The 19,665-nt window shown below is 46.3% G+C and carries 18 protein-coding genes; 7 read left to right on the top strand and 11 right to left on the bottom strand.

The window, feature by feature from the left end:
* Positions 1 to 45 precede the first annotated feature (45 nt).
* Complete coding sequence (locus QMA01_RS10830; protein ID WP_203339013.1) at positions 46 to 228, top strand: SE1832 family protein; 183 nt, start codon at positions 46 to 48, stop codon at positions 226 to 228.
* Positions 229 to 265: 37 nt separating this feature from the next.
* On the top strand, positions 266 to 1,831 hold the full coding sequence (locus QMA01_RS10825) for an ABC-F family ATP-binding cassette domain-containing protein (RefSeq protein WP_191713480.1): 1,566 nt from the start codon (positions 266 to 268) through the stop codon (positions 1,829 to 1,831).
* A 60-nt stretch (positions 1,832 to 1,891) separates the two neighbouring features.
* Here the strand turns inward: QMA01_RS10825 and QMA01_RS10820 are convergent, their stop codons facing one another.
* From QMA01_RS10820 to QMA01_RS10810, 3 genes are all read right to left on the bottom strand, one after another.
* On the bottom strand, positions 1,892 to 3,346 hold the full coding sequence (locus QMA01_RS10820; protein WP_203339011.1) for a phospholipase D family protein: 1,455 nt from the start codon (positions 3,344 to 3,346) through the stop codon (positions 1,892 to 1,894).
* Between the two features lie 101 nt (positions 3,347 to 3,447).
* Positions 3,448 to 3,984 (bottom strand): RNA polymerase sigma factor, encoded by a 537-nt coding sequence (locus QMA01_RS10815; protein ID WP_191713478.1) that lies wholly within the window; start codon positions 3,982 to 3,984, stop codon positions 3,448 to 3,450.
* Positions 3,985 to 4,176: 192 nt separating this feature from the next.
* A complete protein-coding gene (locus QMA01_RS10810) occupies positions 4,177 to 5,421 on the bottom strand; it encodes a CNNM domain-containing protein (RefSeq protein ID WP_191714457.1) in 1,245 nt (414 codons plus the stop codon).
* 149 nt (positions 5,422 to 5,570) lie between these two features.
* On the opposite strand from QMA01_RS10810, the gene QMA01_RS10805 reads away from it, so the two are divergent.
* The 4 genes from QMA01_RS10805 (at position 5,571) to QMA01_RS10790 (ending at position 9,705) form a co-directional block, all read left to right on the top strand.
* Entirely contained in the window at positions 5,571 to 6,947 is a 1,377-nt protein-coding gene (locus QMA01_RS10805; RefSeq protein WP_301610864.1) for a dipeptidase, read from the top strand.
* Between the two features lie 78 nt (positions 6,948 to 7,025).
* On the top strand, positions 7,026 to 7,598 hold the full coding sequence (locus QMA01_RS10800; protein WP_290214961.1) for a glycerol-3-phosphate acyltransferase: 573 nt from the start codon (positions 7,026 to 7,028) through the stop codon (positions 7,596 to 7,598).
* A gap of 95 nt (positions 7,599 to 7,693) precedes the next feature.
* A complete protein-coding gene (locus QMA01_RS10795; RefSeq protein WP_290214960.1) occupies positions 7,694 to 8,551 on the top strand; it encodes a DegV family protein in 858 nt (285 codons plus the stop codon).
* Between the two features lie 134 nt (positions 8,552 to 8,685).
* Positions 8,686 to 9,705: a DUF2804 domain-containing protein gene (locus QMA01_RS10790; protein ID WP_191713475.1), complete on the top strand. Its 1,020-nt coding sequence runs from the start codon at positions 8,686 to 8,688 to the stop codon at positions 9,703 to 9,705.
* A 113-nt stretch (positions 9,706 to 9,818) separates the two neighbouring features.
* Here the strand turns inward: QMA01_RS10790 and QMA01_RS10785 are convergent, their stop codons facing one another.
* Together QMA01_RS10785 and kynA are read right to left on the bottom strand one after the other, a co-directional pair.
* Positions 9,819 to 10,535, bottom strand: a complete 717-nt coding sequence (locus QMA01_RS10785; protein ID WP_191713474.1) for a glycerophosphodiester phosphodiesterase family protein — start codon at positions 10,533 to 10,535, stop codon at positions 9,819 to 9,821.
* Between the two features lie 10 nt (positions 10,536 to 10,545).
* Positions 10,546 to 11,400, bottom strand: a complete 855-nt coding sequence (kynA, locus tag QMA01_RS10780) for a tryptophan 2,3-dioxygenase (protein ID WP_191713473.1) — start codon at positions 11,398 to 11,400, stop codon at positions 10,546 to 10,548.
* Between the two features lie 129 nt (positions 11,401 to 11,529).
* Between kynA and QMA01_RS10775 the strand changes: the two genes are divergently transcribed.
* Positions 11,530 to 12,045 carry a YusW family protein gene (locus tag QMA01_RS10775; RefSeq protein ID WP_290214959.1) on the top strand — a complete coding sequence of 172 codons (516 nt, stop codon included), beginning with the start codon at positions 11,530 to 11,532 and terminating at the stop codon, positions 12,043 to 12,045.
* 61 nt (positions 12,046 to 12,106) lie between these two features.
* Here the strand turns inward: QMA01_RS10775 and QMA01_RS10770 are convergent, their stop codons facing one another.
* From QMA01_RS10770 to QMA01_RS10745, 6 genes are all read right to left on the bottom strand, one after another.
* Positions 12,107 to 12,952, bottom strand: coding sequence for a GNAT family N-acetyltransferase (locus QMA01_RS10770; protein WP_290214958.1), 846 nt, complete (start codon positions 12,950 to 12,952; stop codon positions 12,107 to 12,109).
* Between the two features lie 238 nt (positions 12,953 to 13,190).
* Entirely contained in the window at positions 13,191 to 15,014 is a 1,824-nt protein-coding gene (locus tag QMA01_RS10765) for an ABC transporter ATP-binding protein (RefSeq protein WP_290183962.1), read from the bottom strand.
* Complete coding sequence (locus QMA01_RS10760) at positions 15,007 to 16,734, bottom strand: ABC transporter ATP-binding protein (protein WP_290214957.1); 1,728 nt, start codon at positions 16,732 to 16,734, stop codon at positions 15,007 to 15,009. Before QMA01_RS10760 ends, QMA01_RS10765 begins: the two co-directional genes overlap by 8 nt.
* A gap of 262 nt (positions 16,735 to 16,996) precedes the next feature.
* Positions 16,997 to 17,911 carry a DMT family transporter gene (locus QMA01_RS10755; protein ID WP_290214956.1) on the bottom strand — a complete coding sequence of 305 codons (915 nt, stop codon included), beginning with the start codon at positions 17,909 to 17,911 and terminating at the stop codon, positions 16,997 to 16,999.
* A 59-nt stretch (positions 17,912 to 17,970) separates the two neighbouring features.
* A complete protein-coding gene (locus QMA01_RS10750) occupies positions 17,971 to 19,032 on the bottom strand; it encodes a copper resistance D family protein (RefSeq protein ID WP_191713467.1) in 1,062 nt (353 codons plus the stop codon).
* Positions 19,029 to 19,562 (bottom strand): copper resistance CopC family protein, encoded by a 534-nt coding sequence (locus tag QMA01_RS10745; protein WP_203338999.1) that lies wholly within the window; start codon positions 19,560 to 19,562, stop codon positions 19,029 to 19,031. The genes QMA01_RS10750 and QMA01_RS10745 overlap by 4 nt, the downstream gene beginning before the upstream one ends.
* Positions 19,563 to 19,665 lie beyond the last annotated feature (103 nt).

Below are 19,665 nucleotides of genomic sequence, written 5' to 3'. Positions count from 1 at the left end.
TTTTGTGTTTTTGTGTTACAATGATAGAAAAATAAGGGTGATTTTGTGAACAAACAGGAATTGGAATACGCGATTGCTGAGCTCAAGATGGATTATGTCCGCCACCAAGGCGATATCGAAAAGCTGGAAACGACTGGACATGCCGGAATGGTTGAGAAAGCGGAATTGCGTTTGGAAAAAATGGAACAACAACTTGCGGAATTAAACCAAAAACTCGCGGATCTGTAACCGCGATTTTTTTTATGATAATGGAGGAATTTATTAAATGAGTTTATTGACAGTAGAAAATTTAAGCCACACTTTCGGTGACCGGACCCTTTTCAACGATGTATCTTTCCGATTGGTAGAAGGCGAGCATGTCGGATTGGTTGGAGCGAACGGCGTCGGAAAATCGACGATGATGAATATTTTAACGGGCAAAATCATCCACGATGATGGCCGCGTTGAATGGCAGCCACGGACGCATTACGGATATTTGGATCAGCACACGCAACTGCAGCCTGGCCGTTCAATCCGCGAAACCCTTCAGGATGCATTCCTGCCTCTTTATAAAAAAGAAGCGGAATTGAACGATATCGCCATGCAAATGGGCGATGCCGATCCTGAACGGCTCGAAGAATTGCTTGAGCAAATGGCGGAAGCGCAAGACGCTTTGGACGCTGGAGATTTTTACACGCTGGACGGCAAAGTGGAAGAGATTGCACGCGGTTTAGGCCTTGATGCCATCGGCCTTGACCGTAATGTAGAAGCCTTATCTGGCGGACAGCGCACAAAATTGTTGTTGGCGAAGCTGCTACTTGAAAAGCCGAAAGTATTGCTTTTGGATGAGCCGACCAACTATCTGGATGAAGAGCATATTCAATGGCTCGTCAACTACCTGAAAAACTATCCGCATGCGTTCCTATTGATTTCGCATGATACGGAATTCATGAGCAGCGTCACCAGTGTTATTTTCCATTTGGAATTTTCACGTTTGACGCGCTACACAGCCACTTACGAAAAATTCATCGAACTTGCTGAATTGAGCAAGCAGCAGCATTTGGATGCTTATGAAAGACAAGAAGACATGATCAAGAAAACCGAGACTTTCATTGCGAAAAACAAAGCGCGTGCGTCGACAACCGGCCGTGCTAAATCCCGTCAGAAACAACTGGATCGCATGGACCGCATCGACAAGCCGGAAATTGCCGCAAAACCGCAATTTGCTTTCAAAGAAACACGCAGCCCGAGCCGTTACGTAGTTGAAGCGGAAGCTCTTTCCATCGGTTACGATAAACCGCTTCTGCCGCCGTTGACGTTTATGATTGAGCGCGGCGAAAAAATCGCGCTTGTCGGCATGAACGGTGTCGGGAAATCGACGTTGTTGAAAACGATGCTCGGCAAAATCAAACCATTGGACGGCGATGTACTTCGCGGTGAATACTTGACGCCAAGCTATTTCGAGCAGGAAGTCAAAGCGCCGACGCATACGCCGCTTGATGAAATTTGGGCTGCTTATCCAAGTATGGACCAAGGCCAGGTACGCGGTGCCCTTGCCCGTACTGGATTGAAGAACGAACACATTTCCCGTCCGATGACACAGCTGAGCGGTGGCGAACAAGCCAAAGTCCGTCTGTGCAAATTGATGATGGAAGAAAGCAATTGGCTCATTTTCGATGAACCGACCAACCACTTGGACATCGATGCCAAAGCAGAATTGAAACGCGCCATGCAGGCTTATAAAGGCACCATCGTTCTGGTAAGCCACGAACCTGACTTCTACGAAGGACTGGCAACGAAAGTCTGGAACGTCGAAGAATGGATTTCAGCCGGCAAACCTGTACAATCGTAAAAACTGCTTAATCGAATAAAAACAAAAACGCCTCTTCTGTTTTTCAGAAGAGGCGTTTTTTTAATAGGTCGTTAATTTGAACAATCTTTGGAAGCCGTAGATTCCGCGTTGCCAGAAAGTGAAATCGTTTTGGTATTCATCGGTTTCCAGCGTGTAAAGAGCGTCTTCGTTATTCCATAAGCGATCAAAATACGCCTCCATGTCCTGGGTCATTTCACTGTCGTTTGGAGCCACAATCCGGATATTGCTTTCCAGGTTGTAGTCATTGAATGCCCGCTCCGTGTAATTGGTCGAGCCTCCTGAGACAATGGTTTCCTTGTCGGTTTGGATCATGATCGATTTAGTATGGAACTGCCCGACCACAGCGTTGTACCAGCGGACTTGCAGATGCTCATCTGATTCCGCCAACATCTCATGGACCACCGGCCGGTTCGGCAAACCGGTCTTTTCGGTTCCAAAGGCATTTTCATTGGCATCAAGAATCAAACGGACATCCACTCCGCGATTGGCAGCTTCTGATAAGGCGTCCACCACACTGCTTTCTGCAATGTAAAACATCGCCAAACGGATGGCATCCCCTTTTGCCGTCTTTTCAATATCGGAAAGCAGGGCATCGAGCACTTTGCGTTCGGTCAGGTATTGCACCTGGTAGTCCCCTTGTTGTTCAGCTACTTCTACTCTAGGCAAATCGGGCCCTCCCGATAAACGGGATACGGCTTCTTCAGCCTCCAGGATGTCATTCACTACTGGGCCGCTGACTTTGAAGGCCATATTGCCGTGCAAACCGCTGGCATTATGAGGATTCGCTGAACTGATCAACGCTTCTTTTTCCGTAATCACCGCTTTTCGATGATTGGCTTTAATGTTCATCATTTTCAAGTAGGAAGATACCGTTAAATCAGGTGCATCACTCGACATGCCATTCGGAACCCAGCCTCGGCCTCCTGCATCAAACCATTGAAAAATCACGCGGTAGAATCCGGAGTAAAGCGGCGTGGAGTCTCGCAGCTTGTCCAGATCCGTAGTGATGACTTCGACTCCCTCATCTTCCAGCGTACCCAAAAACTGATTTTCATAGGAACCATAGCCATAATTCAATGGATCGGTAATGAAATAAATCGGCATATCGGGATTTTCAGCTTTTTTATCCAATAAATGATCTGTTAAGGTTTCCGCTACTGCGGGAAAATCCATGTCCTGGTCATTGTAATTGTCAAAGAGAAAGAGATCGATGACGATGAATTCTTCTGCCTGATCGATCATGTCGTTTATTTCATTGAAGATCCGCAGTTCGCTTTCTGTTTTTGTACCTTCTTTATCTTGTGCATAGGATAAATCATAGATCATTTCCACCTCTTCGGCCGCATGGAGGTCGCCTGCGACTGAAATTCCCTCAGGCAATGGCTTGAAAGTATGCCAAACAATGACCGTAATATACAGGAATGCCAAAATGCCGACGCTGCCCATGGCAATTCGCCGCCTTTTGCTCCAATCCTGAAACTTTCTCTTTTTCATGAATCTTCCTCCTCGTGTTTCTATTATACCTGCTCCAGAGAAAAATTCTTTTAATATTTTCCATAAAAAAAACAACCGAAAATTCGGTTGTTTCAGGTAAATTAAATTGCCACTACGTATTCACGTGTCCGATCGTCTTCCATCAGCATGTCCTTCAGGCGTTGCTTGCCTCGGAACAAACGGGATTTCACTGTGCCGATTGACACTTTCATCGCATCGGCAATTTCAATCAGTGAGTATTGGTGGACATAGAAATAAAGAATGGTCGTGCGGTAGATCGCATCCAGCTCGGAAATCTTATGGCGGATCATCACAGAGACATCCTGTTTTTCCAATAATTCAGAGACACCTGTTGAATCTGAAGGAATCAAGTCAAGCAAGGAAACATCCAAGCCTTCAGGCTGCTGGATCAGATGCTTGCTTCGCCGTACATTTTTGCGGTAACGATCACGGAACGTATTCATACAGATTGTCGTCAACCACGCCTTTACATGATCCACTTCAGCAATTGAAGATTCGTAGCGTACAACTTTTAACCAAACTTCCTGCATCAAATCTTCCGCTTCGGCTTTATTGCGTGTCAGCTTCAAGCATAAATGATAAATATAGCGATTGTATTCTGTGTATAACGTTTCCATGATCGTGCCCCCGTCCGTTCTGCTTGTCCAGCGAAGTGATTTTCGCTTTCTCTTATAACCTTATAATGACGGAAGTCCATCTTTCACTCTATCGCTTCTGCTTTCATTTTCCTTACAAAGGTGTAATAAAGGGAACTTTTTCAAAATCCAGTTGTTAAAAAGGAAAAACCCCTGTCCAAGGACAGGAGTTTTCTATGCTAGCGCTTCTTCTTTATCTTTTTTTGTGATGGTTAAACGCACAATACGGTTACGGTCCATTTCATTGATTTCTACGTGAAGATTTTCATACACAAACTCTTCGCCTTCATCCGGGACATGCCCCAGCTGTTGCATAACGAAACCGGCAATGGTGTCATGGTCATTCGGCACTTCCACTTTGAACATGTCGTTGACATCTTCAATTTCCAAGCGGCCGTGGCAAGACAATGTCGTGTCGGTCATTTCAAAGACCAGTTCGTCGTCTTCTTCATCTGTTTCATCTTCAATATCCTGGCCGATCATTTCTTCAATAATGTCTTCATGGGTGACAATACCAAGGGTGCCGCCGTATTCATCCAAAATGACAGCCATGTGCTTTTTCTTCGCCATCATCATTTTAAAGACTTTTTCAACGCTGACCGATTGAACCACGAACAATGGATTATCGTCCATCAGCTCTTCTAGCGTTAAATTCGGATTCATCGACCATTCAATCAGTTTCTTCGAATAGAACAAGCCTACAACATTATCCATGCTGTCTTCATAGACTGGATAACGGGTATACGAAGAATCCAGGATCAGGTCGCGAACCTCTTCATAAGTGGAATCGATGGCAATCCCTACCGTATCGGTTCTGTGGGTGGACATGACATCCGAAACGTCTTTATGCGGGAAATCCAAAACGCCTTTAATGCGTTCGGATTCATCCTCTTCGAACGTCCCTTCAGTTGAAGCGATGTCGACCATCGTCCGCAACTCTTCTTTGGTCATGGTCGCTTCTTTAACTGTTCCTTTGGAGATGATGCGAATGAAGATATTGGTGAACTGTGCAAGCAGCCATGTTAACGGCGTCAAAAGAACGACCAAAAAGCTGATGACCGGGAATACAATATAAGCCACTTTGTCAGCAAAAGTCGCCGCGATGGTTTTCGGCAGCACTTCACCGAAAATAATCAAGATCACCGTTAAAATAGCTGTTGCAAGTCCAACTTCCCATCCTCTTGTAATGGCAATCGTCGTCACCAATGTAGGCAGCATAATATTCGCTATGTTATTACCGATTAAAATCGTTGTAATCATTCGGTCCGGCTTCGCAATTAACTTCTGCAGTTTCTGAGACTTGACGTCACCCTGCTCGGCGCGAAGATGGACCTTCATCCTATTTACTGCCGTTAATGCCGTTTCGCTTCCCGATAAGAAGAACGACATGAATAGAAAGATACCTAAAGCTATAAACAATTTCATTTCCTCCAGTGTCAAAAACACAAAATTTTACGAACTCTTTCCGTATTAAACACTATACCATAGCTAATTTCCACTTGTCGAAAACCAAAACCTGGTATGTTATAATTTTTTCATAGTTAAATCCAATGAAGCGAGGGATCCTGATGAATGCTCAAGCAGTTGATCAATACTTTAAAGATAACCGTGAAACACATCTGGAAGAATTAAAAACGTTCTTGCGCATCCCTTCCGTCAGCTCCTTATCCGAACACAAAGCCGATATGCGCAAAGGCGCCGAATGGCTGATTTCCGCAATGGAAAGCGCTGGACTGGAAAATGCAAAAATCGATGAGACCGACGGACATCCTGTGGTGTATGCCGACTGGCTACACGCAGCAGGCAAACCGACCGTACTGGTATATGGCCATTATGATGTACAACCGGTCGATCCGCTTCACCTGTGGGAATCCGCACCTTTTGAACCGCAAGTCCGCGACAACAAACTTTATGCGCGCGGCGCAAGCGATGACAAAGGCCAAGTATTCATGCACTTGAAAGCTGTGGAAGCATTGCTGCAATTGAACGGCGAGTTGCCGGTCAACGTCAAATTCATCATTGAAGGCGAAGAGGAAATCGGCAGTCCAAGCCTTCCGAAATACGTAGAAGAAAACCAGGAATTATTGAAATCCGATATTATCGTCATTTCGGATACCGGCATGCAAGGGCCGGGACGCCCGGCTGTATGCTACGGCTTGCGCGGTCTTGCCGGCATCCAAATTGATGTCAAAGGGCCAAAAGGCGATCTCCATTCCGGACTATACGGCGGCGCGGTACAGAATCCGCTTCATGCCATCGTGGAGATCCTTCAATCGTTCCGGGACCAGGAAGGATTGATTCAAGTAGAAGGGTTTTACGACGACGTACTCGAAGTTTCCGACAAAGAACGGGAAGAGTTTGCGGCGCTTGAGTTTGACCTGGAACACGAGAAACAGGAAATCGGCATTTCAGAGGATTTTGGCGAGAAAGGCTATTCCTTCGTCGAACGTACATGGATTCGTCCGACTCTTGAAGTCAACGGCATTACAGGCGGTTTCTCAGGCGAAGGCATCAAAACCGTGCTGCCTGCAGAAGCCAGCACAAAAATCACTTGCCGTCTGGTACCAAACCAGGACCCTGATGATATCGTCGCAAAATTGAAAGCACATGTTGAATCCCATAAGCCTAAAGGGGTAACCGTCGAGATTTCTGAGTTCGACAAAGGCAAACCATTCCTGACGCCTTATGACCATCCTGCCATTCAGGCAGCCGGCCGCTCTTATGAAAAAGTATATGGCGTACCGACCGCTTTCACACGCATGGGCGGATCCATTCCAATCGTTGCCGCTTTCGATGAAATTCTTGGCTTGCCTGTGGTTTTGATGGGCTTCGGTCTTGCATCTGAAAATTTCCATGCACCCAATGAACATTTCCATCTTGAAAACTTCGATAAAGGGCTTCGCGTCATCAGCGAATACCTACACCAAGTTGCAGAGTTGGACTGATTTTCCCATAAAGGCCTTCCCAGCGTATCGGGAAGGCCTTTCTATTCTGTTTTTATTTTGAAATTGGAGGTCTCGCTTATGATCGTATACTGGCTACTTTCCTATATTATCGGCAATTTCCTGACAGCCTGGTGGATCGGCAAATGGAAAGGCGTTGACTTGCGCCAGCAGCGCAGCGGCAATCTCGGCGCCAGAAATGCTGGCGCTATCCTCGGCAAAACCGCCTTTGTCCTGACTTTTCTTGGCGATGCCGGTAAAGGTGCCCTCGTTGTCTGGATCGGCTTCTTCTACCATTTTTCCATCTGGGAAATTGCTGTGGCTGGCTTCGCCGTTGTCCTGGGCCACTTATTCCCTTTCTGGCTCAAGTACCGAGGGGGGAAAGGAATCGCCGCTTTCATCGGGGTCACATTTTGTCTAACACCGGATTTATTTTTGGCGATGTTCATATTGTTCCTGGCATTTTTTCCTTGGCTTAAAAGTGCGACTTTATCGATGCTTGCCAGCTTTGCCGGGTTTATCGCAATGGCCGTAATCCTCAATGTCTGGTTAGTCATTTGGCCATTGATTGGAGCCATAATTATTATTGTGATTAAACATAAAACCGATATCGAGGAATCGTTCAATGGGCGTTTCCGCTCTTCTTCTCTATAGGAACTTCTGCTTTTACAGCTATTGCTACCGCAGAAATATTATCCGTGTTATAGTTTTTGTATTCGAACTATTCTAACAGAAAAGGGAGTTTTTTTATGAAGAAACCGATTGCATGGGTAATGGATACAACCGGGTTTGTCACCGAAGAATTTAAAGCTCATCCGGATGTCTATATTGTGCCGTTGAATATTCATTTTGGCACAGAGGAATTTATTGATGATGGCGTGGATTTGACGAACGATGAACTTTACCGGCGCATAAAAGAATCAACCGAATTCCCTAAGACCTCACAGCCTGCTGCAGGAAAATTTGCAGAGCTCTATGACCGATTGAAAGAAGAATATGAATGCGCCATCGCCGTGCATGCATCGGCGAAGCTCAGCGGAACTATCGCATCTTCCACTGCCGGTGCCGAGATGAGTGAATTCAAGGTCTACGCCATTGACTCTCTGGCGCTGTCTTACGGTTTATCTGGGTTGATTGAACGCGGGCTCAAACTCCAGGAACAAGGAGTTGAGGCAGAAGAAATCGCCCAACACCTGGAAAAAGAAACCGCTAATTTCCGCAATTACATTCTGATCGGCAATTTGACACAGCTTTACAAAGGCGGCCGCATGAGTGGCGCCCAGTACTATATCGGCAGCCTGCTGCAGATTAAACCGATTGTCCAGCTCACTTCCGATGGCGAACTTCAGCCGATCGATAAAGTTCGTTCACATAAAAAAGCGATTCAGTATTTGATCAACCACGCCAAAAAAGATTACGATGAGCACGGTGTGCGGCGTTTCCAGATCATGCACGGCCATGTTGTGAAAGAAGCCGAAAACCTGAAACAGGTCTTGCTTCAGGAAATGCCGGAAGCTGAAATTTTAATCGGCGATTTAAGTTCTTCTCTTGCTGTCCATGCCGGGGAAGGAACATTGGCATTTCAATGGCGACGGGAAGTTTCGTAAAGCTTCTCCGTGACTAATGACACATAGCCCATAAGAATTTTCAGACTTTTCGTCTAAACTGACCGTTCTTGGACGGCTATTCCATCTCTATTCTGCTACAATAAGAGGAGAAGATTGATGGTGAGGTGGATTTAATGCAACATGTTGAACGAGAGCTTACTGAATACGTAAAACTTTGTGATGCAAGAGGCCAATTAAATCCAAAAGCCATTGGTTATGCCAAGCAGCCTTTGGTGGAAAGCAATTTAAGCGGAAATTTCATGCGTAAGAAAAAATGGAATTATTGGTGTGTATTCGGGGATGAAATCCTGTTTTCAGCCACTATTTCCCATTTGGATTATGCGACTGTCTGCTTTGTGTATTTCCTTAATTACGAAACCCAGCGCTTTTATGAAAAAACAGTCGTGCTTCCTTTTACACGTCACGTGAAGTTGTCTGAAAATGCTTTGGATCCCTGTTATTTCCGGAGCGATACCATGACGATTGAATCCATATACAGCCAGGATGCGACCCATTTAACAGTCAGCGTCAAGGATTTTGATGGAGAAGACTTGGAAGCGATCCTGGTCATTTCTCATCCTAAAGATTACGAATCCTTGAATGTTGTTGTCCCATGGAATCGCCAAACTTTCCAGTTCACTGGGAAGCATACGTCACTGCCAGTCAATGGCATGGTGAAAATCGGCAGCCAACGGTTTGAGTTTGAAAAACTCGACAGTTTTGCGGTATTGGATTATGGCCGTGGGGTTTGGCCTCGGGAATCTCTTTGGAATTGGGGTATGGCTTCCCAACGCTCACTCGGGAAAGTGATTGGCTTGAATTTAGGCGGAAAATGGACTGATGGGACTGGAATGACGGAAAACGCTTTTTTCGTCAATGGCAAAATGACGAAGATCCATGAAGACATTTTGTTTCATTACGACAAAGAAGATTACAAGAAACCCTGGCTGATCCATACCAAATTTTCTGATGATGTCCAACTGACGTTCTCTCCATTTTTTGAACGCGTCTCCAAAACCGATGTACGCCTCGTCAAATCGGAAGTCCATCAACTAATCGGCTATTATAATGGTTATGTCCGTTATTCCGATGGCAAAAAACTGAAAATCACCCGGCTTCTCGGTTCCATCGAGGAGCATTACGCTAAATGGTAAAAAGAAAAGACGAATTGGAGAAACATCCAATTCGTCTTTTTTCGCCTTCTTTAGTGGCACTATTTTTTTCTGCATCCTAGTCTTTGAAAGCCCGACTCCTGTTACTTCCGACTCTATTGTCCGAAATGTTCCAGCATCTTTTCGGGATGATCGGTAAAAATTCCGTGGACGCCGATTTTCTGCAGTTCTTCCGCGTAGCTCAGGTCATTGACCGTATAAACATAGACGATGGCGCCTTTTCGCAAAGCGTCTGTTGTCATTCTTCTGAAAGCGGATGGCAAGGAAATATGAATGCGTTTTGTTCCGATAACGCGGGCATAGTCGTAAACGTCAACCAGCACTTCAAAAGTCAGGATGGCGCTTTCAACCTGTTTGTCCTGCACAATCGACAGAATATCTTCGTGGTTGAAAGAAGAAATCAGCACACGATCCGTGAACCCGCGTTTTGCAGCGAGGTCGACAACTTTATCCGCTAAGCCATCATAAGGAAAGACATCGGTCTTTAATTCGATATTCAGCCTGTGGTTGGTCTCTTCAAAAATATCAAAGATTTCATCCAGTGTCGGAATCTTTTCGCCGCTCCATTCTTCGGAGTACCAGGAACCGCAATCCAGTTCACGAAGTTCTTTTAAGGTCTTATCTTTTACATAGCCTTTGCCGTTGGTGGTTCGGTTGACTTTTTCATCATGGATGACGACGATTTCTCCATCTCTGGTTAAATGCACATCAATTTCGACGCCTGTAATCGGCAATTCAGCTGCTGCACGAAAGGCCACTAATGTATTTTCCGGATAGGCCCCTGAGCAGCCTCTATGTGCGTAAATCTTCACAAAACCCCTCCTAAATATCTGTTCGTATCTCCCATAATTCCGGGAAAAAGTATTGATCCAGAACCTTTTTCAAGTAATTGACTCCCGACGAACCGCCCGTTCCTTGTTTGAAACCGATGATACGTTCCACTGTTTTCATATGGCGGAAGCGCCATTGCTGGAGCCAATCTTCAATGTCTACTAGTTTTTCAGCCAGCTGGTACAGTTCCCAATGCGTATCCACGTCACGGTAAACCGTTTTCCAGGCATCGCGTACACTTTCATTCGATTCGTAGACCATGCTGACATCCCGCTCCAATATCTCTTTATCGATAGCAAACCCGCTTCTGGCCAGTTTTTGAATCGCTGCATCATAGAGCCCTGGAGCGTTAAAAGCTTTTTCAAGCTCGGCGTGAAGCGGCGCATCTTTTTCGTAGATTTTCAACACATGCTTGGTTTTATAACCAAGTGCAAATTCAATCATGCGATATTGGTAGGATTGGAATCCACTGGCATTGCCGAGATCGTCCCTGAACTCCATGTATTCAGCAGGCGTCAATGTCGACAACACATCCCAGCCCTGGATAATCTGGGATTGGATACGTGAGACCCTGGCCAATTGCTTGAACGCCGGCTGAAGATCATCTTTATGGATATTGTCGATAGCTGCCTGCAGTTCATGCAAGATCAGCTTCATCCACAGTTCCGATACTTGGTGGATGATAATAAACAAGGTTTCGTCATGATGGCCACTGACGCCATCTTGTGCCGTCAAGAGCTTGTCCAGATGAAGATAGTCACCATATGTCATGCTTTCCTTAAAATCTGTGCGGATATTCTTCTCAGCGGCAGCGGCGATATTCTGTCCATTTTCATAGTTGTTCATCAAAGTTGCTCCGTTCATTCTCGGCTTGGGCTCTGCTGGTCTGTTTTACCGTTTCGTCTGCAAATGATTAAATTCTCAAAAAATCGGGAAAGTGCATACTATACCAATTCCCCGAAAGGATGTTAGCAAATGACTGGTAACAAAAAAAATCTATTGGCTCCCATACTTTTTTCTTCGGTGCTGCTTCTTGCTGCCTGTGGGGATGACGAACAAGTGACCGAGCCTGTAAATAATGAAAATCAAGGACAGCCTGCTGATGCCGGTGGAACCAGCAACGCTTCTCCTGAAGGCGGCCTGGACGAAGGTAGCATCGGCGGTGAAACATTCGGTTTTACTGAACTTGATGTTAATGTCGATTTCCCCGACATGGACGACATGATTGAAATCAATTATGAAGAAGACCATGACAAAGTGGAAGCTGAATACCAAAACAAAATGACGGAAACGAATTTGTCAGGAAATGATGCCATGGATGAAATCGAACCTGGCCTCAGCCAATTGGAACTGACAACGGACACTCCAGATGATGAAGCCATCTCACAGGTCGTCGAAGCCTTTGGCATCGATAGTGGTTATACCGAAATCGAAATTGAAGTCAGGTACCCGGACGGCACCGATAAAGAATATAAACAAACCGGCAATTGATTTAAAAGCAGCTGTTGCCGACAGGGAAACCATTCGCATAAGCGGATGGTTTTTCATTTTTCTAAGCTGTTTCCCGTTTCCAATATGAAATTGTCTGCAGTCTGTGAAAACCTGATTTCTCATAGACATGGAGCGCATCATTCTCTGTTTCGACATCCAAAAGGACTTTTTCAAGGTTACGCTTGAAAGCCAGTTCCCGGCACCATTTCAAAAACAGCTTGCCATAGCCTTTCCCCTGCTGATCCGGATGGACAGCAAATGCCGTTACCCATAATGCATCTTCTTCTGTCAAAAGCGTTGCCGTGGCAAGGGGCTGCCCGCCTTTCTTGAACAGCCATATTTCTCTTTCCGGAGCCTCCATATTATGCTCCAATATCGGCAGAATGCTGTCGTCGAATGCCGTAGCCAGCAACTCAGTCAATTCCTCCGCTTCTCCTGCATAAGGAACCACCTGAAACTCTTCCGGCAGGCTACTGCTTGGCAGCGGTTCTGCAGATAGCAGGATCTCCTTGAAATCCGGGCGGAAGCCAAGGCTTTCCATAAATGCCGCGATGTCCGAATTGTTGACGAAAGCCGCCAGTTCACTTTCCGCCTGGCGCTGCGCCAAAGCATGAGCCACACCGTCTGCCAGCGCTGTTCCAAGCGAAAGCCGGCGGTAATCCGGATGGACGAAAAGCGACCACTCATAATGATGAAGGCCCACCATATCCGCTGCCGCAGCAAACCCGATCAATTCATCCTCAGCGGTATAGGCAATCACTGCGAAACCCCTGGATTCATCCGCTCTCCATAGCGATGGATGGAGAACTGTCCGATTCTCGGATGGCAGATGTTCGAGCAATTGCGCCATGTCGCTGGCAGTTTGCTCATCTATCGGAAATGAAACGATCGATAGCGATAAATCCATTTTCCAACCTCCTGTAAACGATATCCTGCTAATGCAATGCGCGGGAATGGCTCCCGTTTTTTCAGTATTTCTCTGTATTTTCATCCTATCACATCAACTGGACAAATCGAGCTTGAAAAGAAAGAAAAACATAGACCTTTTCAATCAGAAAGACCTGCTCCGAATTTTCCGGAACAGGCCTTCTAGTTATCCGATACAGACGCTCAGTGGGGAAGACCCCACTGAGCGAAGTTTCTCTTTATAATTTCGCATCAGCCAGCATATTGGCGTAAATGCCATTTCCGTTCAATAATTGCTGCTGCGTGCCTGATTCCACCAGTCTTCCCATTTCCATAACCAAGACCATATCGGCTTTTCGCACCGTATTCAATCGGTGGGCGATGACAAAACTGGTTCGCCCTGCCATCAAGTGCTCCAGCGCTTCCTGGATTTTCAGTTCGGTAACCGTATCGATGCTGCTCGTCGCTTCATCCAGCAACAGGATAACCGGATCGGCAATCAACGCACGGGCAATCGACAGCAATTGCTTCTGTCCCTGGCTGATCATGGAGCCGTCTCCTGTCAGGATCGTGTCATAACCATCTGGCAGCTTCTCGATAAAGTCATGGGCATTGGCACCTTTTGCTGCCTCCACTACTTCTTCATCCGTTGCATCCAATTTCCCGTAACGGATATTGTCGCTGACACTCGCTTCGAACAGAAACGGATCCTGCAGCACAAAAGCGATCTGTTTGCGCAAGGTTTCACGCGGCATCTCTGCAATCGGGGTGCCGTCAAGACGAATTTCGCCTTCATTGGCATCATAGAAACGCGCCAAGAGCTGCATGATTGTCGTCTTGCCTGCCCCAGTCGCACCGACAAGTGCTGCAGTTTGGCCGATGCCGACGGAAAAGCTGACATCACGAATGGTCCAATCTTCTTCTGCGCCTTCATACTTAAACGACACCTGGTCGAAAACCACTTCGCCTTCCAACTGTTTTTCCACGTTGAGGACCTGGTCGTCTTTTTCTTCTGTTTCATCCATAATCGAGAAAACCCGTTCAGCTCCAGCAATTGCAGACAAAACGGTGTTGAACTGATTGGCTAAATCGTTTAATGGACGGGTAAATTGTCGGGAGTACTCTGTGAAAATGACAATGACACCGATCGACACGGACCCGTTAAGCGCCAGGATGCCTCCGACACCTGCCACGATGGCAAAACTGCCGTTGTTCAGGAAGTTCATGACTTTTGGAATAAAGCCGGCATAGGTCCATGCCCAAAAACCGGCACGCCGAAGCCGTTCGCTTTTTTCGCGGAATTCTTCCATGACACGGGGTTCCTGTGAAAACGCCTTAATGATTTTTTGTCCGGAAATCGTTTCTTCGATCATGCCGTTCAATTCACCGATTGCTTTTTGCTGTTCTTTATAGAGCCTGCCAGTGCGTTTGGTGATCCATTGGATCGAAATGTACATAAGCGGAATGATGATCAAGGTCAACAACGTCAACAACGGGCTCAGGGTCAGCATGACGATCGCCGTACCGGTCAAAGTCAAAATACTCGAAAACACCTGGATAAAAGACGTATTCAAGGTCGAAGAAACGTTTTCGATATCATTGGTCATACGGCTCATCAGTTCCCCATGCTGCCGTTTATCAAAAAACGATACCGGCAGGCGCTGAAGATGTGAAAAGAGCCGCGTCCGCATGCGGAAAATCACTTGCTGGGCGATTCCCACCATCCAGAAATTCTGCAGATACAGCGAAACGGAATGCCCGATATAGACGACAATCAACCACGCGACGACGATGCCCATGCCATTAAAACTCTGGGGAACGATGTATTCATCAATGATGAAGCCGATCAAATAAGGTCCCAGCAAGGCAAGAGCCGAGCTGACGAACACCAGCGACAAGACCACAATCAGCAGGAAGCGCTGCTCGTCGACCAGTCTCCAGATCTGCAGCAAGGTTGATTTCCAGTTTTCTGCACGTTCGTTCTTCTTCTCATCCTTTTTCTTCAAGTCTTCTCTCGAAAAAAGCGGTTCATGGCCGAATGGGCGGCGAATGGCATTAAACATATTCATCAACCTCCTCTTCCTGTTGGGACATCGCAATCTGGCGATACAGCACAGAACTTTCCAAGAGCTCGGCATGGGTGCCGTAACCGGAAATTTGGCCATCTTCCAGCAACAGAATCCGGTCCGCCCTCATAGCGGTCCTGATTTTCTGCGTAACCACCAGCATTGTCGCTTGTTCCTGTTCCAACTCTTCCCATAATGCTGCTTCGGTTTTAACATCCAGTGCACTTGTGCTGTCATCCAAAATCAAAATGGACGGTTTGCGCACCAAAGCGCGGGCGATCGATAGACGCTGTTTTTGGCCGCCGGATAAATTGACGCCTTTTTGACCCACGCGGGTGTAATAGCCTTTCGGAAAATGTTCGACCGTTTCGTGGATCTGCGCTTTGATCGCCGCGTCAGCCAGTTCATCCTGCACCACTTCGTCTTTCCCCCAAGATAAGTTATTGGAAATGGTCCCTGTAAAAAGGAGCGATTGTTGGGGCACAATGCCGATCGTTTTTCGCAGAGCCCGCAGCTGCCATTTCGTTACATTCCTGCCATGGATTGAGACCGTTCCTTCGGTGGCGTCATAGAAACGCGGAATCAGCTGCAGCAAAGAAGATTTGCCGGAGCCGGTCGCTCCCATAATTGCCAGTTTTTCATTGGCTTTCAAATGGAAGGAAATATTGTGCAGCACCGGCCTTGAAGTTTCCGGGTACATGAACGAAACATTCTCGAAACGGATTTCACCGCGGTGCACTTCTTTGGATTCGCCGCTCTCATCTTTTTCACGGACATCCTCTGCCAGCAGCACTTCCTCAATGCGCTCTGAGGATGCTTTCGCACGGGCAAATATCATGATGATGAAAGAGAACATGGTGAAAGCACCCGTCATCCGCATCGCGTAATTGACAATGGCGACCAATTCACCGATTTGGGCACCGCCACTGCGGATTTCAAAGGCGCCAAACCATAAAACAGCCAATAAGGACAAGTTCATGCCGAACAATAAAATCGGCAAAATGATTTCCATGATGCGAAATGCTTTTACTGTATCAATTTTCAATGAGCCTGCCACTTCCGAAAAACGGTTGGTTTCATATTTTCCGCGCAGATAGGCTTTGATCAGGCGCACAGCCTGCAGATTTTCCTGAACAATCCGGTTGACCCGGTCCAGACGCTTTTGGACAAAACCGAAATAGCTGACTCCTTTTTTGACCATGGCATACAGGAATATCAATAAGAATGGAAAAACAATCACCAAATAAAAGGCCAGTTTCGGATTAACGACAAATGCCATAATCATGCTTCCGATGACAAGCAAAGGGGCGCGCAGCATAATCCGAAGCCCCATATAGAGGACTTGCTGCACCAACGTGACATCACTGGTCAATCGTGTAATCAAACCCGAAGCCGGGAATTTGTTGAACATAGCCAGTGAAAATGATTGGATCCGCCCATAAAGAGCCTGCCGAAGATCAAACGAAAAACTTTGCGAGGCATGTGCTGCAAAATACGAATTGACGATGCCCGATACAAAGGCGATGACCGACAAGCCCATCAGCACTAAGCCCAATTGAATGATAACGTCCTGATCTCTCGCCACGATCCCTTGGTCGATAATGCTCGCAATGACAAGCGGCTGAAGCAACTCCACTGTCAATTCCAGAAGCATTAAAATCAATGCAATAACAATATAAAATTTATATGGTTTGGCGTATGAAAAAACTGTTTTCATGGGAGTGCCTCCTAAACGTTTCGAAACTCGAACCTTTATATTGACTAGTATGCCATAATTTTCAGATATCGAATAGGGATTTCTATTTTAAAGCAAACATCAAGCAGCCCGATTCTTCATTCCTTTTGATCGCTATAGCGGAATAAGCCAGAAAAGCGATGCCTTTTTAAGGGGCATCGCTTTTTCAGGTGATAGGTATCATTCATTACCATTTTGCTTTTATTGATCATATTGATCCGCGCCAAAGAACCGAATCCTTATGCTAATTCACCTGTGCAGTTTTCTTCTTTGGATTGCCGGCAAGCGACAACCAGGTGACAAACACCAGCATGGCGAATGCCCCAAACAATTGAATCGGCGACAGCACCTGCCCGAACCAGAACACGGAGATGACCATTGCTGTCAACGGTTCCATGGATGAAAGAATGCTGGTTTCGACGGCCGTAATGTAGCGCATGCTGCTTAGAAACAAGATAAAGGCAGCTGTGCCGACGACAATGATGGCACATATGGATCCAATTACCGGCCATTGGGCCAAGACCGGCCATTCATCTGAAAGGAAGATAGGATTTACCAGCCCTAAAAAAATTCCGCCAAAAAGCATCGACCAGCCGACAACGAGCAGGACGCCCCATTCCTGCATAAGCTGTGCAGGGTAAAGCGTATAAAATGTGAAAGCCAGTCCGACGAGAATTCCCCAGAAGAATGCTTCTCCGCTAATAATCAGTTGGTCAGGCCTGCCATTGGTCAGCAACAGGAACAATCCCGCTAATGTTCCTGCCATTCCGATAATTTGGTAGACCGGCGGCAATTTTTTATGTGTTAGAGAAACAAAAGCAATAATATAGACAGGCGCCAAAAATTGCATCAAAGTGGCGACTACTGCATTGCTTGCTTCGATGGCAGCGACAAAACTATACTGGACACCCAACATTCCCAATACGGAAAATATCAGCAAAGGCCGGATCCACATTTTGTTGCGGAAAATGGCCGTAATCCGCACGCCTTTCAGCTTCAAGAAAAGAAGCAGGAAAAGGCCCGCCACCGTCAATCGTATAGTTAAAAGAAATGGAACGGAAATCCCGTAAACTTCCATGGTCCATTCCATCAAAGGACCCGAGGCTCCCCACAGCATCGCTCCGATTAATATCATGGCTATTCCTTTTAGACGTTCCATATCAGCTCTCCTTTCCTTCCAATAGAAAAACCAATCCCGAAAGATTGGCCATTAATTATTTAGAATGACAGATTCATCATTAAGCCCACGTAGAAACAAATGATAAAGCCGAGACTGAACAGCAATGACAGCCAAGCATTCAGCTGTCGGAAAAAACTCAACAGCATCATAGCCAATAGCAGCAAGCCAAGCCCCATCAGCAGTGAGCCGTTCAATGTCCAATCCAATCCGGCTGCCAGCGGGATATATAATGGTCCCGCCAATCCCTCCAAAAACCAAGCTCCGCCTTCAATCCGGAGTGTGTCATTAACGTCATGAGGAGGAGCCTGTTTGCTCATAAACGCAGTAAAAACAAAAACAAGCAGCAACAGGGTACTTTCAAGTTTTAGCCAAGACTGCCGGAAAACTTTTTGCTTATTGAGAAAGCCATTGATCAAAGCCGCCAACAGCACCGGAATAATGCTTAGGTGCTTCAGCAACAGCAATTGGCCATAAGGCAATGCCCAGGAATTCGCATAATCGGCCGGCGCCACAAAAAAGAACATAATAATGATGCCGCTGCCTATGACGGCTGCCACACAGAAAAACGCAAAAGGCGTAAACCAGGACAGAAAGCGCCGCCAATTTGAGCCATCCTTTGCGAACCAGCTTACATGGAGCAGAACCCCCGCCCACATTGCCATGAAAAGAACATGGATGGAATGAAGAGCGAAGCCGGCCCACAAATCAAGCGTGGAAATGTGGCTGTAAAAGCCCACGGTCAAAATAAGTAAAAATAAGTACAGCGCCTGAATATAACGGCTGCCCCCCAAATAGATGGAGATTCCCAAAATGATGCTGAGCAGCACTGTGATCAACCAGCCTTGCCCTACCCGGAACCCGGTAATGGCATTCTGATAAGCCTCGCCCCATCCTTGGCTGCTCTGCAGGAATAAAGCCAATTCATAGACCGGCATAAAGGACAGCACGATAACACCGGCCGTACTGAGCAGCAGCAGAATTTTGGAAGTGGATAGCGATGGCTTTCGGTCATCCGGGATAAACTGGAGTACAATCGAGCCTGCGAGGTACGAAAAAGCGACATACAGCAAGACATCGGCAATTGCGGAGAAAGACATCATTTTTTCTTCTTGAGCAACTTAAAGATTCCGTAGACGACTAAAACAGCAGCCGCCACAAGCAGAATCGTTACCAGTAAATTGCCGCCTTCTTCAGGCTGTTGTTCTGCCACTTCTTCTGAAGGTGCCGCAGATTCCTCTGCCGGCTCTTCGGCTGTTTCAGCGGCAACCGGAGCTTCCTCTTCTTCAACAGTTACCCCAAAAGCGATTTCCCCTTCTATCGGGTGTCCATCTTCTCCAATGATATTCCAAAGAATACGATAAGATCCATTTTCCAAGGTTTCACTGAAAATGCCGTTCATTGTATCCCCTTCAATAGCAATACTGTCGAATTCAAAAGAACCGTTTTCTCCTTCAATTGTCATCGTACTGCCTTCTTCAATTCTTGTTCCAAAAACCAGTTCCGCCTCTTTTAAGGCTTCCGTCAAATTTTCACCTTCAGCAGGTGTCGATGACAATAGAGTCGTATGTGCCAGAGTTGAAAAAGGAATTATAAAAATCAGGAATAATAATACAAAAATTTTCTTTAACATACTCTTACCTCAATTTTCTTATGATTTATGCCTATTCTCTCACGATTATCGGCTAAAGGATAGTGAAAAAACCATAAACTTGTCATAGAGATTATTTTGAAAA

Source organism: Planococcus notacanthi, assembly GCF_030407825.1.
In the GTDB taxonomy this organism is placed as follows: domain Bacteria; phylum Bacillota; class Bacilli; order Bacillales_A; family Planococcaceae; genus Planococcus; species Planococcus notacanthi.
The sequence above is the reverse complement of the archived record's forward strand: the minus strand, read 5'-3'. Positions and strand labels throughout refer to the sequence as shown.

Excerpts from the sequence above, each read along its gene's own strand:
- QMA01_RS10760 (WP_290214957.1), bottom strand. The coding sequence starts at position 16,734 with ATGAAAACAGTTTTTTCATACGCCAAACCATATAAATTTTATATTGTT.
- QMA01_RS10750 (WP_191713467.1), bottom strand. The coding sequence starts at position 19,032 with ATGATGTCTTTCTCCGCAATTGCCGATGTCTTGCTGTATGTCGCTTTT.
- QMA01_RS10755 (WP_290214956.1), bottom strand. The coding sequence starts at position 17,911 with ATGGAACGTCTAAAAGGAATAGCCATGATATTAATCGGAGCGATGCTG.
- kynA (WP_191713473.1), bottom strand. The coding sequence starts at position 11,400 with ATGAACAACTATGAAAATGGACAGAATATCGCCGCTGCCGCTGAGAAG.
- QMA01_RS10820 (WP_203339011.1), bottom strand. The coding sequence starts at position 3,346 with ATGAAAAAGAGAAAGTTTCAGGATTGGAGCAAAAGGCGGCGAATTGCC.
- QMA01_RS10800 (WP_290214961.1), top strand. The coding sequence starts at position 7,026 with ATGATCGTATACTGGCTACTTTCCTATATTATCGGCAATTTCCTGACA.
- QMA01_RS10745 (WP_203338999.1), bottom strand. The coding sequence starts at position 19,562 with ATGTTAAAGAAAATTTTTGTATTATTATTCCTGATTTTTATAATTCCT.
- QMA01_RS10765 (WP_290183962.1), bottom strand. The coding sequence starts at position 15,014 with ATGTTTAATGCCATTCGCCGCCCATTCGGCCATGAACCGCTTTTTTCG.
- QMA01_RS10815 (WP_191713478.1), bottom strand. The coding sequence starts at position 3,984 with ATGGAAACGTTATACACAGAATACAATCGCTATATTTATCATTTATGC.
- QMA01_RS10770 (WP_290214958.1), bottom strand. The coding sequence starts at position 12,952 with ATGGATTTATCGCTATCGATCGTTTCATTTCCGATAGATGAGCAAACT.
- QMA01_RS10775 (WP_290214959.1), top strand. The coding sequence starts at position 11,530 with ATGACTGGTAACAAAAAAAATCTATTGGCTCCCATACTTTTTTCTTCG.
- QMA01_RS10790 (WP_191713475.1), top strand. The coding sequence starts at position 8,686 with ATGCAACATGTTGAACGAGAGCTTACTGAATACGTAAAACTTTGTGAT.
- QMA01_RS10795 (WP_290214960.1), top strand. The coding sequence starts at position 7,694 with ATGAAGAAACCGATTGCATGGGTAATGGATACAACCGGGTTTGTCACC.
- QMA01_RS10805 (WP_301610864.1), top strand. The coding sequence starts at position 5,571 with ATGAATGCTCAAGCAGTTGATCAATACTTTAAAGATAACCGTGAAACA.
- QMA01_RS10825 (WP_191713480.1), top strand. The coding sequence starts at position 266 with ATGAGTTTATTGACAGTAGAAAATTTAAGCCACACTTTCGGTGACCGG.